This is a genomic window from Leifsonia sp. 10L418, assembly GCF_056395445.1.
Genome location: NZ_JBFTJN010000009.1, coordinates 52187 through 66541, shown reverse-complemented (window position 1 = coordinate 66541; position 14355 = coordinate 52187). Strand labels below are relative to the sequence as shown.

General features: G+C 65.6%; 11 protein-coding genes. 9 read left to right on the top strand and 2 right to left on the bottom strand.

Features of this window, described 5'->3' with window-relative positions:
• Positions 1 to 16 precede the first annotated feature (16 nt).
• The 7 genes from AC1DCF_RS16720 (at position 17) to AC1DCF_RS16690 (ending at position 9109) form a co-directional block, all read left to right on the top strand.
• Positions 17 to 1015: a carbohydrate ABC transporter permease gene (locus tag AC1DCF_RS16720; RefSeq protein ID WP_477211989.1), complete on the top strand. Its 999-nt coding sequence runs from the start codon at positions 17 to 19 to the stop codon at positions 1013 to 1015.
• Positions 1012 to 1893: a carbohydrate ABC transporter permease gene (locus AC1DCF_RS16715; RefSeq protein ID WP_477211988.1), complete on the top strand. Its 882-nt coding sequence runs from the start codon at positions 1012 to 1014 to the stop codon at positions 1891 to 1893. The genes AC1DCF_RS16720 and AC1DCF_RS16715 overlap by 4 nt, the downstream gene beginning before the upstream one ends.
• Complete coding sequence (locus AC1DCF_RS16710) at positions 1890 to 3767, top strand: glycoside hydrolase family 35 protein (RefSeq protein WP_477211987.1); 1878 nt, start codon at positions 1890 to 1892, stop codon at positions 3765 to 3767. The genes AC1DCF_RS16715 and AC1DCF_RS16710 overlap by 4 nt, the downstream gene beginning before the upstream one ends.
• Positions 3768 to 3950: 183 nt before the next feature.
• Positions 3951 to 5708 (top strand): MFS transporter, encoded by a 1758-nt coding sequence (locus AC1DCF_RS16705; protein WP_477211986.1) that lies wholly within the window; start codon positions 3951 to 3953, stop codon positions 5706 to 5708.
• 11 nt (positions 5709 to 5719) lie between these two features.
• Positions 5720 to 7258, top strand: a complete 1539-nt coding sequence (locus AC1DCF_RS16700) for a leucyl aminopeptidase (RefSeq protein WP_477211985.1) — start codon at positions 5720 to 5722, stop codon at positions 7256 to 7258.
• Positions 7259 to 7263: 5 nt separating this feature from the next.
• Positions 7264 to 8415 carry an AI-2E family transporter gene (locus AC1DCF_RS16695; RefSeq protein WP_477211984.1) on the top strand — a complete coding sequence of 384 codons (1152 nt, stop codon included), beginning with the start codon at positions 7264 to 7266 and terminating at the stop codon, positions 8413 to 8415.
• A gap of 13 nt (positions 8416 to 8428) precedes the next feature.
• Complete coding sequence (locus AC1DCF_RS16690; protein WP_477212050.1) at positions 8429 to 9109, top strand: GAP family protein; 681 nt, start codon at positions 8429 to 8431, stop codon at positions 9107 to 9109.
• Here the strand turns inward: AC1DCF_RS16690 and AC1DCF_RS16685 are convergent.
• Together AC1DCF_RS16685 and AC1DCF_RS16680 are read right to left on the bottom strand one after the other, a co-directional pair.
• Entirely contained in the window at positions 9106 to 9468 is a 363-nt protein-coding gene (locus AC1DCF_RS16685; protein WP_477211983.1) for an MGMT family protein, read from the bottom strand. The genes AC1DCF_RS16690 and AC1DCF_RS16685 overlap by 4 nt on opposite strands.
• Positions 9452 to 9904 (bottom strand): GNAT family N-acetyltransferase, encoded by a 453-nt coding sequence (locus AC1DCF_RS16680; RefSeq protein WP_441790903.1) that lies wholly within the window; start codon positions 9902 to 9904, stop codon positions 9452 to 9454. Before AC1DCF_RS16680 ends, AC1DCF_RS16685 begins: the two co-directional genes overlap by 17 nt.
• 176 nt (positions 9905 to 10080) lie before the next feature.
• Here AC1DCF_RS16680 and AC1DCF_RS16675 point away from each other — a divergent pair, with 176 nt between their 5' ends.
• On the top strand, positions 10081 to 12291 hold the full coding sequence (locus AC1DCF_RS16675; protein WP_477211982.1) for an NADP-dependent isocitrate dehydrogenase: 2211 nt from the start codon (positions 10081 to 10083) through the stop codon (positions 12289 to 12291).
• Positions 12292 to 12412: 121 nt separating this feature from the next.
• Positions 12413 to 14308: a heavy metal translocating P-type ATPase gene (locus AC1DCF_RS16670; protein WP_477211981.1), complete on the top strand. Its 1896-nt coding sequence runs from the start codon at positions 12413 to 12415 to the stop codon at positions 14306 to 14308.
• The last annotated feature ends 47 nt before the right edge of the window (positions 14309 to 14355 follow it).

Here is a 14355-nt window from a genome sequence, read left to right as displayed (position 1 = left end):
TTCGAAAGAGAGCACGATGAGCATCTCGACAGCTCCCCCCGCCGCTGCGTCGCCCAGAGCATCGCCCCGTATTGCGCCAGCGACCGATCCGGAGTCGGATGCCGCGGGAACGCGTGCACCGCGCATCCGTCACCGTTTCGCCGGACTCCGCATCCCACTTCTCTTTCTTGCGCCGTTTCTTCTGCTTTTTGTGGCGATGTACGTGTTGCCGATTCTCTTCGCGATCGGTCAGAGTCTGTTCACCCTGACGCGCTCGGGGCTCGGCCTGACCGCACCCACCCTGACATTCGACCCGCTGGCGAATTATGCGCGGGTGTTTGCCGACGCCGAATTCATCGCCTCGCTCGGACGCGTTGTCCTGTTTGGTGCGGTGCAAGTTCCGGTGATGCTCGGTCTTGCCCTGGTGCTGGCGCTGTTGCTCGATTCACGGTCGGCCAGGGGCAAGAGCTTCTTTCGTCTGGCTAGCTTTCTTCCGTTCGCCGTCCCTGGAGTCGTCGCGGCTCTGATGTGGTCGTTTCTCTACTCTCCGGTGTCGAGCCCCATCAACAATTTTCTGAATGACACRTTCGGGTTCACGATCCCGTTCTTCTCAGAGGGCTTCGCGCTCTGGTCGGTGGCGAACATCGTCACGTGGACCTGGACCGGCTACAACATGCTGATCATCTACTCGGCACTGCAGACCATACCCGGCGAGACGCTGGAGGCGGCCAAGCTCGATGGCGCCTCGGCCTGGCGTACCGCGTGGAGCGTGAAGATCCCCATGGTGCGTCCGGCCCTGATCCTCACCACGGTGTTCTCGATCATCGGCTCCGCACAGCTCTACAACGAACCGCGAGTGCTGCAACCCGTGTCCGGGGGATCGATCACCTCGACGTTCACGCCCCTGATGGCCGCGCAGGCCCAGGTCGGCGCTCAGAACTACCCGTATGCCGCTGCGCAATCTGTGGTGCTCGCGCTCCTCGTCGGCGTGCTGTCCTATGGCTTCTTTCGCCTGACCAACCGAGGAGAGAAATGAGCGCCGCTGCATCCGCGCCCCGCCTGGCCGGTCGTCGGGCCGCGAAAGAAAGCTCGCTGACCCGCAGTTTCGGCGTGACCGGGCTGCTGCTGCTCTCCGCGTTCTACTTTGTCGTTCCGATCTGGTGGCTCATCGTCGCCTCGATCAAACCCGCGGGCACCCAGTTCTCGGGCTCGGGTCTGTGGGCCGACGGCTTCGGACTGTTTGACAACATCGCCCGCGTCTTCGCGGTGAATGACGGAATCTTCGGCCGCTGGATGCTCAACAGCGTCTTCTACGCCGGAACCGCCGCCGTCGTGGGTACCGTGTTCTCGGCCATGGCCGGGTACGCGCTCGCCAAATACTCGTTCAGGGGGCGCGGTTTCATTTTCGGCGTCGTCCTGGCGGCCGTGCTCATCCCGAAGGTCATGTTCACCCTGCCGCTGTTTCTGATGTTCAACCAGATCGGCCTGCTGAACAACCCGCTTGCCGTGCTGCTGCCCTCCATCGTGAGCCCATTCGGCGTCTACCTGGCGCGTGTCTTCGCCGCCCAATCGGTGCCGGACGAATTGATTGAGGCCGGCCGCCTCGACGGCGCAGGGGAGTTTCGTATCTTCGGCAGCGTCTCGATGCGCATCATGTCGCCGGCGTTGGTCACGATCTTCCTTTTTCAATTCGTGGACGTGTGGAACAACTACCTGCTGCCCGTCATGGTGCTGAACGATTCGAAGCTGCAACCGGTCGTCGTCGGGCTCGTTGCCTGGAGCGGATCGAACGGACAGGTTCCCGGCGGAACCGTCATCGTCGGCGCCTTCCTCTCGATCATCCCCTTGGCCATCGCCTTCCTCAGCCTGCAGCGCTTCTGGCGTGCGGGTCTCACTGCCGGAGCCGTCAAATGAGTGTCACCACCCTGCCCGAAACTGTTTCATTCACAAACGCCGATTCCGCCGAGAACAGAGCCGCCGCAGCCCTTGGTTCCCCCGCGCTCACCTGGTCTGGCGGCACCTTCATCCGTCACGGCGAGCCGCACCGCATCCTGTCGGGCTCGCTGCACTACTTTCGGGTGCTGCCGGAACTGTGGGAAGACCGCCTCGCCCGTCTCGTGGCGATGGGCCTGAACACCGTCGACACGTATGTGGCGTGGAACTTTCACGAGGCGCGCCGCGGCGAGATCGACTTCGCAGGGTGGCGCGATCTTGAACGGTTCATCGGCCTGGCCGGTGAAGCCGGGCTCGACGTCATCCTGCGTCCTGGTCCGTATATCTGTGCCGAGTGGGACAACGGAGGGCTCCCGGCCTGGCTCACCGGAACCCCCGGATTGAAGCCGCGGTCGCGTGAGGTCGGCTACCTCAACGCGGTGTCGAAGTGGTTCGACGAGCTGATCCCCCGTCTCGTGCCTTTGCAGAGCGCCAACGGCGGCCCTGTCGTCGCCTTCCAAGTGGAGAACGAGTTCGGCAGCTTCGGCGACGACTCCGGCTACCTGGAATGGATGCGGCTGGCGCTGGTCGAGCGCGGAGTGGTCGAACTGCTCTACACGGCCGACGGACCGACCGAGCTGATGCTCGACGGCGGCACTCTTCCCGGAGTGCTGACGAGCGCGACCCTCGGTTCGGGCGCTCCTGAAGCCGCGACGTTGCTGCGCACGCGCCGCACCGACGAACCGTTCCTGGTCGCCGAATTCTGGAACGGCTGGTTCGACCACTGGGGTGAAGCGCACCACGTGCGAAGCCCGCAGGGGGTCGCGCAAACTGTGCGGGACATCCTTGCCGAACCCGGCGGCTCGGTCAGTTTCTACATGGCCCACGGCGGAACCAACTTCGGCCTGTTCGCCGGAGCGAACCATGACGGTTCGCGCCTGCAGCCGACCGTGACCAGCTACGACTCGCATGCCCCGATCGCCGAGAACGGCGCCCTGACTCCGAAATTCGACGCGGTGCGCTCCGCGTTGGAGACCTTTCACGCCGAATCGTTGCCAGCCGCCCCTCCGGTCGCCGCCGTTCTTCCGGCACGTTCGCTCCCCGTCGTGCACGCGGCATCGCTGCTTCCGTCGCTGCGTGGCGCCGGGGTCTCGGTCGCCTCCCCGCACCCGCTGAGCTTCGAGGAACTCGGCCAGGCCAACGGGCTCGTGCTCTACCGGGCGCACCCGATGCTGCCACCGGGGGAGAGCATCCTCTCTGTGCGCGGGTTGCACGACCGCGCCCAGGTGTTCGTTGACGGCGACCTGATCGGCATTCTCGACACGGTGAGCGGGGTGACCGGTCTCACTCTGCACGGAAAGGGCCGTTCCGTGCAGCTTGAAATTCTCGTCGAGAACCAAGGGCGAATCAACTACGGGCCGCTGCTCGGTCAGGGCAAGGGGATTCTCGGCGGCGTGCAAATCGACCGTCGTCTCGTGCAGGGCTGGACGATGGTGTCGCTGCCGATCGATGAGTGGTCGGCGGGGCACCTGAGCGAGGTTGCGCTCGGCACGACCGGCGTCGGCACTGAGGACGCTGCGGCGGGCTGGACGACTGCGACGGTCGAGGTCACGGAGCCGGCGGATGCCTTCCTCGCGCTCCCGGGCTTCGCCAAGGGTTTCGTCTGGGTGAACGGCTTCCTGCTGGGACGCTACTGGGAGATCGGCCCGCAGGTCACGCTCTATCTACCTGCCCCGTTGCTGCGCGTCGGCGCCAACCAGATCACGGTACTGGAGCTCGAACGACGCGGCGATCATCTGGAGTTGCGGGACCGACCGGAACTCGGGCCGCCCGTCGAGTTCATCGAGACCTTTTGAGCGGCGACGGACGAAACCGGGGAGCGCGCGGGCGCCCTGCGGCGGCGACGGAGGCGACACGCCATGACCCGTCGGCGTGGAATCCCTAAAAACTCTGTCGGAGAGCCCCGGTCCTCCATAATGAAGTGACCTCCCACCGAGGAAATTCAGGTCGTGCCTTCAGGGGATTGTGAGCGTAGACAGATGTCCGCAGCAACAGATCACACCGAAACGTTAGTGAAGGCCTCCTGGCTGCCGCTGATCGTGGTTGTTCTCACCCAGATCCAAGCGTCGTTCGCGGTCAACGCGCTCACCGTCTCGATGCAGGGAATCACCACCGAGCTGAATACGCCCGCGACCAGCGTGGGAACAGCGATCACCGCGGGCACCTTCGCGATGGCCGCGTTCATCTTATTGGGCGCGAAGGTCGGCGCGAAGTTCGGTTCGCGCCGGGTCTTCCAGATCGCCGTGGTCATTCACGGTGTCGCGATGGCCGCCGTCGCACTCAGCGCCACCCCCGCCATGCTGTTCATCGCGCAAGCGGCATCCGGTGCGGTCATCGCGCTGATCGCCCCCGCGCTGGTCGTCTTCATCGCCGCCAATTTCCACGGACAGCAGCAGGCCAAGGCCATCGGCTACCTGGCCGCCGCCATCCCGGCAGCCGGAGTTCTCGCCTTGCTGATCGCCGGTACGTTCGCCTCCACCATCGGCTGGCGCTACTCCTTCGCGCTCATCGTTGTTCTCGCCGTGATCAACCTGCTGCTCAGCTTCAGGCTCAAGCCGGTGGCCCCGCAGAAAGACGTGAAAATCGATTGGACCGGCGCCCTCATCGCCGCGGCATCAGTCATCCTGCTCAGCTTCGGGTTCAGCGGGCTGAACAGCTGGGGCGTGGTACTCGCGACCGAGGATGCGCCGTTCAACATCCTGGGAATCTCACCGGCACCGATCCTGATCGTTCTCGGAATCATCGGCGGCCAGATCTTCTTCACCTGGCTGCGCCGCCGCAAGGCTCAGGGCAAGCCGCAAATCTTCGACCTCGACGTGCTGCGCACCAGCTCGGAGAAGGCAACCACGATCTGCATGGCGGCGATGCTGTTCGTCGGCACCGCGGCCAACTTCTTGATCCCGCTGTACATCCAGATCGTGCAGGGCCGCTCAAGCTTTCAGACGTCGATCGCGGTCATCCCGTACACCCTCTCCATTTTCGTGGCCAGCACCATCGTCGCCACCTTGTACAAGCGCTTCCCTCCGCGTCAGATCGCCCGCGTCGGCTTCGTCGTCGTGGCACTCGGCCTGATCCTGCTCGCCTTCACCATTCGCAACGAGTGGGAACAGGTGTTCGTCATCCTCGGCCTGATCACCCTCGGCCTCGGTCAAGGCGCGATCGTCGCCCTGGTCTTCAACACGCTGCTCTCGGCCGCGCCCAAGACGCTCGCCGGTGACGTCGGAGCCTGGCGCGGTCTCGTGCACAACATCTCGGGAAGTGTCGGCATCGCCCTGGCCAGCGTGTTCGCCGTCGGTGTGTTGAGCGCGATGGTGCTGAGCGGTGTCGCCGGCAACGCAACTCTGACTGACGATCTGAAGGGTCAGGTCGACCTGAACAGCATCAACTTCGTCACCAACGACCACCTCGAGGACGTGCTGAGTACGACGAACGCGACTCCGGAGCAGGTGGATGCGGCGGTGGCGCTCAACGAGGAAGCCCGACTGCGTGCACTCAAGATCTCGCTGCTCGCGCTGGCGTCGATCGCAGTCCTGGCGATCATTCCCGCCGGACGGATGCCGAACTACCGGCCCGGCGACCTCCCGGCCGAACTCTCGTCTGGTCACCCGGCCAGCGAGGAAGAACTCGAGGAAGCCGACCACGTGGATGACCTCGATGCGACCGGTCACCACCCCTTTCCGACGCCCTCCGGCAACCACGCAGCCGGCAACCACGCAGCCGGCAACCACGCAGCCTAAGGAACATTGATATGCCCTCCAGCGACTACAAACTCATTCCCGCCACGTTCTCCGCGACTCCGTCGCTGGTCGCGGCGCAGGCGATCACGGTGACCGCTGTCGCCGAAGCCGGCGACTCGGGCGTTCCCGGTGCGATCGGGTTTCTGATCGGCACGACCGGCGCCGTTCCTGCCGCGCTCGGCATCGACCGTGACGCCCTCACCCGTGCCGGTTTCGACGGAAAAACCGGCCAGTCGCTGGTGATTCCGCAGGCCTCAGGCCCCGAGCTCGTCGCCGTCGGCGCCGGCGACGACGCCGACCAGTCCGAGGCTGTGCTGCGCGACGCCGCGGCGGTGTTCACCCGTGCCGCACGCCGGGCGGAGAACCTCGCCCTGGTCATGGGCGGCGAGTTCGCGATTGCGCCGAACACCGTCGGTCGTCTGGTCACCGAGGGAGCTTTGCTCGCGCGCTACCGCTATACCGAACTCAAGTCCACAAGCAAGCACGTGGCGTTGTCGACGCTTCAGATTGTGGTTGCCGCTGACCAGATCGACGACGTCACCGCCGGCATCCGCACCGGGCAGATTCTGGCGCAGGCCGCGAACCTGGCCCGCGACCTGGCGAACACCCCTCCCGGGCATCTCACCGCCACCGACCTCGGCGACGTTGCCGTCGCGCTCGGCGCCGAGCACGGCCTCACCGTTGAGATCTTTGACAAGAAGCAGGTCACGGAGCTCGGCCTCGGCGGCCTGCTCGGTGTGAACGCCGGCAGCGTCGAAGAGCCCCGCATGATCAAGATCAGCTACACGCCGCGCACCAGCGAAGCCACGGCCGCGCCCGCCCAGCTCACCCTGGTCGGCAAGGGGATCATGTACGACTCGGGCGGAATCAGCCTCAAGCCGTCGGACCCCATGCACCTCGCCATGAAGATGGACATGGCCGGAGCCGGCGCAGTGCTGGCCGCCATGACGGCGCTGCCCGACCTCGACTGCCCGACCGCTGTGACTGCTTTCCTGATGTGCACCGACAACATGCCGTCGGGCTCGGCCATGAAGCTGGGCGACGTGCTCACGATTCGCGGCGGCACGACCGTCGAGGTCAAGAACACGGATGCCGAGGGTCGCCTCGTGCTCGCCGACGCCCTGGTTCTCGCCGGCGAAGAGTCGCCAGACGCGATCGTCGACATCGCCACGCTCACCGGGGCCGCCATGATGGCGCTCGGTCTGCGCACGGCCGCGGTGCTCGGCAACAACCAGGCGTTGATCGATCAGGCGGGCGCCGCTTCCCTCGCCACCGACGAGTCGATCTGGCAGCTGCCGCTCGAGCGTCGCTACCGCGAGCAGCTGAACTCGGATGTCGCGGACATGTCGAACATGGGCGGCAAGTTCGCCGGTGCGACGCTCGCCGCGCTGTTCCTTGCCGACTTCGTCGGGGACATCCCCTGGGCGCACCTCGATATCGCCGGGACCATGCAGGTCGACGCCGACGATGTCTGGCGTTCGAAGGGCGCGACAGGGTTCGGAACCCGTCTGCTCATCGATTTGGCGCTGAACTTCACCCCGGTGAAGTAACACCGATGCCAACAACGACAAGGAACGATGCGACCTCGACGAACCCGGCTGCGCCAGCGAACCCGGCGGCGCTCCTGATTGCTCCGCATGCGCCGGCGAATCCGGTGACCTCGGCCCTGCTGAACGCCGGGCCGTTCAGGTTCGGCTTCGTCGCGACCCTCGGCGTGCTGCTGGCGCTCGTTTTGGGTTCGGCGATCAGCTCGGTCAGCTACGCGCTGACACTGATCTTCTTTGCACTGTTCATCAGCCTGGGGCTGTACCCGTTGGTGCTCAAGCTGGAGAGCTGGAGGCTGTCACGGGGCCAGGCGGTGTTAGCGGTGGTGTTCACCTTCCTGGTGATTGTGTCGCTGCTGCTCTGGATCATCATCCCCATCCTCACCGAGCAGGCCGGCGAGCTGATGAAGACCCTTCCGAGCGGACTCGACCAGATCGCGAATCAGAGCTGGTTTATCGAGGTCAACGAGTTTCTGGGCGGGGCGCTGACCCCCTTGCTCGACTCCCTGCAGAACGCTGCAGCCGACCCGGCGGTCTGGCTGGCCGTCAGCGGGGGAGCGCTTCGCGTTGGTGCGAACATCCTGAACGGCACCGTCGGCGTCATCTTCGTCGTCGTGCTCACCATCTACTTCGTGGCTTCGCTGGAGAACATGAAGAGCGCGCTGTACACGCTGGTGCCGAAGTCGCGCCGGGCCGGTTTCGCCGAGATCGCCGAGCAGATCTTCGAGTCGGTCGGCAAGTACCTCTCCGGCATGTTCATCCTGGCGGTCCTGAACTCGCTGTTCACCTTCGTGCTGTTGACCGCACTCGGCGTGAGCTACGCGCCGATCCTCGCCGCGTTGGCGCTGCCGATCACCCTGATACCGCTCGTCGGAAGTGTGATCAGCACGGCGATCATTGTCACCGTCACTCTCTTCACCTCACCGACCACGGCGCTGATCGCGCTGATCGCCCTGGTCCTCTACATGCAGCTCGAGGCATACGTGCTCACGCCGAAGATCGTCGGCAAGGCCATCAGCATTCCCGCGTCGCTGGTGTTGATCGGCGCGCTGATCGGTGGAACGCTCCTCGGCCTGCTCGGCGCCCTGGTCGCGTGTCCGTTCATGGCGTCGGTGCTGCTGATCATCAAGAAGGTCATCGCTCCGATGCAGGAAGCGCGCTGATCGGGGCCTCGTGATGTGGTCTAACCTCGGCGAGCTCATCGCGTTGGCTCTCGGGATCGCGATCAGTCCGATGCCGGTGCTGGGCGTCATCCTGATGTTGCTGGCTCCGCGCGGGATCCGCGCCGGGGCCGGCTTCGCGATCGGTTGGATCGCGGGCGTCGGACTCGCCGTGAGCCTCTTCAGCGTGCTGTCGAGTCTGCTCCCCGAGCCCGGCAGTGCGGAAACCGACACGGCGTTCGGGCTCGCTCCGGTCGTCGTCGGTGCGGCTCTCATCGCCGTCGGAATCGTTCAGCTCAGGCGGCGCTCGCACGGGCGCGCCGTCGACGATAGCGGGGATCTTCCCCACTGGCTCGTCGCAGTCGAGAAGCTCACCCTGATGCGCAGCATCATGCTCGGCTTCGGCTACGCGTTCTTCCGACCGAAGAACTTGGTGATCACCATCGCCGCCGGGCTGCTGATCGGTCGTGTCCAACCCGGCGTCGCCGAAACGGCGATCGCGCTCGTCCTCTTCACCGTTCTCGCGTCGGTGACGATCGCAGCGCCGCCCGCGGCCTACGCCCTCGGCGGCGCTCGGGTGAAGGCGATGCTGGTGCACACGCGCGTGTGGTTGCTCGCGAACCTCGCGTGGATCACCGCCGTGACGCTCGTCCTGATCGGCAGTGCGCTGATCGTGCTCGGGTTGCTGAGTCTCTAGCGGTCCCGGCCGGGCGCCCACTCCGCCGCTGCCATTGTGATGCGGTAACCGGCGACACCCGCCGAGGGCGTCAGCGGGGTTCCCTCATCACGGTAATGGGCAAGCGCGCGCTCCTCATGGCCGGTCGGCGGATGTCCACCCGACCTGATCACCCGCCACCAGGGGACATCCGCCCCGTAGCGGGCCATGATCTGGCCGACCAGTCGGGCGCCACGCGAACCGAGCACGGCGGCGACGCCGCCATAGGTCATCACCCGACCGGGCGGGATGTCTTCGACGAGTTCAAGCACCCGTGCCACGAAGGAGGTGTCGGGTGGCGGCATCGTCACGTCGACGACCGAATCAGAGTTCGAGGGCACCGATCGTCTCGCCGTACTGGGTCTGGCCGACATCGGTGAAGCCGATGCGGTGGAAGAATGCTTCGGGCCCGTCATCGCCGGCTTCCCAGATCGCGGTGATGCGGTCGAAGCCCCGCTTGCGCGCTTCTTCGGCGAGGGCGTGCGCGGCGAACTTGCCGACACCCTTGCCCTGGGCGTCAGCGTCGACGTTGATGCGCCAGATGCACGCGCGGAACTCTTCTTGCTCGCCGTCGGGATCGAAGTTGCCGTGAATGAAACCGACGACTTTGTCGCCTTGCAGCACCACGCGCTGCCAGGCCGTCGCCGGATTAATGGTGGATGCGGCGACCGAATACGAAACCGGCGCAATGAATTGTTCCTGGCCGGGCTTCAGGCTCAGGCTGTTCGCCGCAACGATGTTACGTGCGGAAAGTTCTTCCAGTCTCAGCTCAGTCATGAGAATAGGCTAACGCGCGCCCGCTTGAGTGGGTAGTCAGAATCGGTGCCGACCCTGGCAAGGACCTGGGAACGTAAACCCACGGCCAGCGCTCGACCGTCATCCCTCCCAGACTCTCCCTGTATCTTGATATCAAGACAAGTTCGCCGTCCGCAACGCCAAGGAGCAGCCATACGATGCCCAAGATCATCTACACCTACACCGACGAGGCGCCGATGCTGGCGACTCACTCGTTCTTTCCCGTCATCAGCGCGTTCGCGGGCAGTGCGGGTGTCGAGATCGAAACGCGAGACATCTCACTCGCCGGCCGCATCATCGCTGCATTCCCGGAGAACCTGAACGACGAGCAGCGCCTCGGTGACGCGCTCGCCGAGCTGGGGACCCTCGCCACCACCCCCGAGGCGAACATCATCAAGCTGCCGAACGTCTCGGCGTCGCTGCCGCAGCTGAAGGCCGCCATCGCGGAGCTGCAGGCGAAAGGCTACGACCTGCCGGACCACCCCGACGACCCGCAGACAGACGCCGAGAAGGATGTCCGCGCTCGCTATGACAAGCTCAAGGGCTCCGCGGTCAACCCGGTTCTCCGCGAAGGCAACTCCGACCGCCGCGCGCCCCACTCGGTCAAGGAGTACGCACGCAAGTACCCGCACCGCATGGGTGCCTGGACCGCCGACTCGAAGACCAACGTCGCCACCATGGGTCACGACGACTTCTTCTCGAACGAGAAGTCGGTCATCATCGACGCCGACGACGTGCTGCGCATCGAGCTTGTGAACGCAGCCGGCGAGGTCACCACACTGCACCCCGGCGTGAAGGTTCTGCCGGGCGAGGTCATCGACGGGACCTTCCTCAACGTTGCGAAGCTGCACGAGTTCCTCGCCCAGGCGATCGCACGTGCGAAGGACGAGGACGTGCTGTTCTCGGTTCACCTCAAGGCCACGATGATGAAGATCTCCGACCCGATCATCTTCGGCCACGTGGTGCGAGCATTCTTCCCCGCCGTGTTCGCGAAGTACGGCGCAACGCTCGAGGCCGCCGGGCTCAGCCCCAACAACGGTCTGGGCGGCATCCTCGACGGTCTCGGCGCACTGGAGAACGGCGCTGAAATTCGCGCCGCGTTCGACCAGGGCCTGAAAGACGGCCCGCGCCTGGCGATGGTCAACTCCGACAAGGGCATCACCAACCTGCATGTGCCGAGCGACGTGATCGTCGATGCCTCGATGCCGGCCATGATCCGAAGCTCCGGCCACATGTGGGGCGCCGACGGCAGCGAGCACGACACCATCGCGGTCATCCCCGACTCCAGCTACGCCGGCATCTACCAGGCCGTGATCGACGATTGCCGTGCCCATGGCGCCTACGACCCGACCACGATGGGCACCGTCCCGAACGTCGGCCTGATGGCCCAGAAGGCCGAGGAATACGGCTCGCACGACAAGACGTTCGAGATTGCCGAGGCGGGCACCGTGCGCGTCGTCAACTCGGCGGGCGAGGCCCTGATCGAGCACCAGGTGCAGGCCGGCGACATCTGGCGCGCCTGCCAGACCAAGGATGTCGCGATTCGCGACTGGGTGAAGCTCGCGGTCAACCGCGCCCGCGCGACCGGCACCCTGACCGTGTTCTGGCTCGACGAGCACCGCGCGCACGACGCGAACCTCATTGCGAAGGTCAACCAGTACCTGCCCGAGTACGACACCGATGGCCTCGACATCCGGGTGCTTGCACCCGCCGAGGCGACCACGCTGTCGGTCGAGCGGATTCGCCGTGGCGAGGACACCATCTCGGTGACCGGCAACGTGCTGCGCGACTACAACACCGACCTGTTCCCGATCCTCGAACTCGGCACGAGCGCCAAGATGCTGTCGGTCGTTCCGCTGCTGAACGGCGGCGGTCTGTTCGAAACGGGCGCCGGCGGTTCGGCCCCGAAGCACGTGCAACAGCTGGTGGAGGAGAACTACCTCCGCTGGGACAGCCTCGGCGAGTTCCTCGCACTAGCTGCGAGCTTTGAGCACTTCGCCGACGTGAACGACAACGCCAAGGCCCGCGTGCTCGGTGTGACCCTCGACCGCGCGACCGGCACGTTCCTGCTTGAGAACAAGTCGCCGGGCCGGGCGCTCGGCACGATCGACAACCGCGGTTCGCACTACTTCCTCACCCGGTACTGGGCCGAGGAACTCGCGAAGCAGACGGAAGACGCCGATCTCGCCGCCGCGTTCGCGCCGCTGGCCGCGACGCTGCGCGAGAATGAGCAGAAGATCGTCGACGAGCTGATCGCGGTGCAGGGTTCGCCCGTGGACATCGGCGGCTACTACAAGGTCGATGAGGCCAAGACCGACGCGATCATGCGCCCGTCGGCCACGTTCGCCGAGGCTCTCCGCTCGCTGTAACGCACCACCGGAACGCACACGAAGGGCCCCGATCGAATCGATCGGGGCCCTGTGTGTTTCCGGGCGGAAGGCGAGCCTGCCCTTGCTGGCGAGCCGACCCGCGTGAGAGAAGAATGACGGAATGGGATCCGTCATCGTTCTCCTGCGCCGATATCCATTCGTCACGGCAACGCTCGTGGTCGGGCTGGTCGGTGTGCTGCTCTGGATGCTCGGGGCGACCTCCGGGGTGCAGTGGCTGTTCAGCGGCTACGCCCTGGTGATCGCACTCATCCAGTTCGTCGGGATGCTCAAGAACCTCCGACGGGGGAGCTGGGGAATCGACATCCTGGCGATCATGGCCATCGTTGCGACGGCGCTCGTCGGGGAGTACGTGGCCAGCATCCTGATCGTGCTCATGCTCACCGGCGGCGAAGCGCTGGAGGATTTCGCGGCGAACCGCGCGCAGCGCGAGCTGAACGCGCTTTTGACGCGTGCGCCGCAGATCGCGCACCGACTCTCCGACAACGGCGCCGCGGGAGCGGACATCCCGGCGACGGCGGTTGCAATCGGCGACCTGCTGCTCGTGCGTCCCGCGGAGATCGTGCCCGTCGACGGAGTGCTCGTCTCCCTCAACGCCTCATTCGACGAGTCGTCGCTGACCGGGGAGAGCATCCCGGTGGAGCGTCACCAGGGCGACACGGTGCTGAGCGGTTCCATCAACGGTTCAGGGGCGGCAACCATCCGCGCGTCGGCCACCGCAGCGAACAGCCAATACCAGCGCATCGTCGCCCTGGTCGAGGAAGCCTCGCGCAGCAAAGCCCCCGTCGTGCGGCTCGCCGATCGCTATGCCGTGCCCTTCACCATTGTGTCGCTGCTGATCGCGGGAAGCGCCTGGCTGGTCAGCGGCGACCCGGTGCGATTCGCCGAAGTTCTCGTGCTGGCCACGCCGTGCCCGCTGCTGATCGCCGCCCCGGTTGCATTCCTCGGCGGAATGAGCAGAGCGGCTCGCAACGGCATCATCGTCAAGGGCGGCGGAGTGCTCGAGACGCTCGCGCGGGCGCGCACCGTCGTCTTCGACAAGACGGGAACCCTGACCACCGGGCGGCCGACGATCTCCCGGGTGCGTGCCGAGGCGCCATTCACCGAATCCGAGGTGCTCGGTCTTGCCGCGTCCGCCGAGCAGTACTCGTCGCATGTGCTCGCGGCCTCAGTGATCGCAGCCGCCGACGCGGCAGAGATCGAGCTCACCGTGGCCGACACCGCCAATGAAGTGGCCACGTTCGGGGTTGTCGCGCACTTCGGCGACCGCGAAGTCGCCGTGGGCAAATTGTCGTTCATCGAGACTCGCGCCCCGGAAGCACGGGCGGCCAGACTCGTCGGCGGTGAACTGGCCATCTATGTCTCGATTGACGGTCGATTCGCCGGCAGCATCATCGCCAGCGACCCCGTTCGGGCCAACGCCAAACAGACAATTGCAGAGTTGAGCGAGCTCGGAGCGCGAGAAACACTGATGCTGACCGGCGACGCCCAGGCGACGGCAGATCACATTGCAGAAGAGGTCGGCATCACCCGGGTGCATGCCGATTGTCTGCCCGGGGACAAGGTCGCTCTCGTGCGCGCTCTTCGCGAGCGACCCGTCATCATGGTCGGCGATGGCGTGAATGATGCCCCCGTGCTCGCGACGGCCGATGTGGGCATCGCGATGGGCGCGAAAGGGGCGACAGCGGCGAGCGAGTCGGCGGACGTCGTCATTCTCGTCGACGACATCTCGCGCGCAGCGCGTGCCGTGGCGATTGGTCAGAACACGGTGCGGATCGCACTGCAGAGCATCTGGCTCGGCATCGCGCTCAGCGTCGGACTCATGCTCGTTGCCGCATTCGGGGTGATCCCGGCAACGGTGGGCGCTCTTTTGCAAGAGATTGTCGATCTGGCCACCATCCTGAACGCCCTGCGCACCATCGGAGGCCGCCAGGACGCGAAGGTCGCCGCGGCGCACACCGGCACCCAGTCGATTCCCGCCCATGTCGTGATTGACTGAACTCCGCGTCGCGCGGGTCGTGCCCAACGCGCGCCGCGGCATCCGGC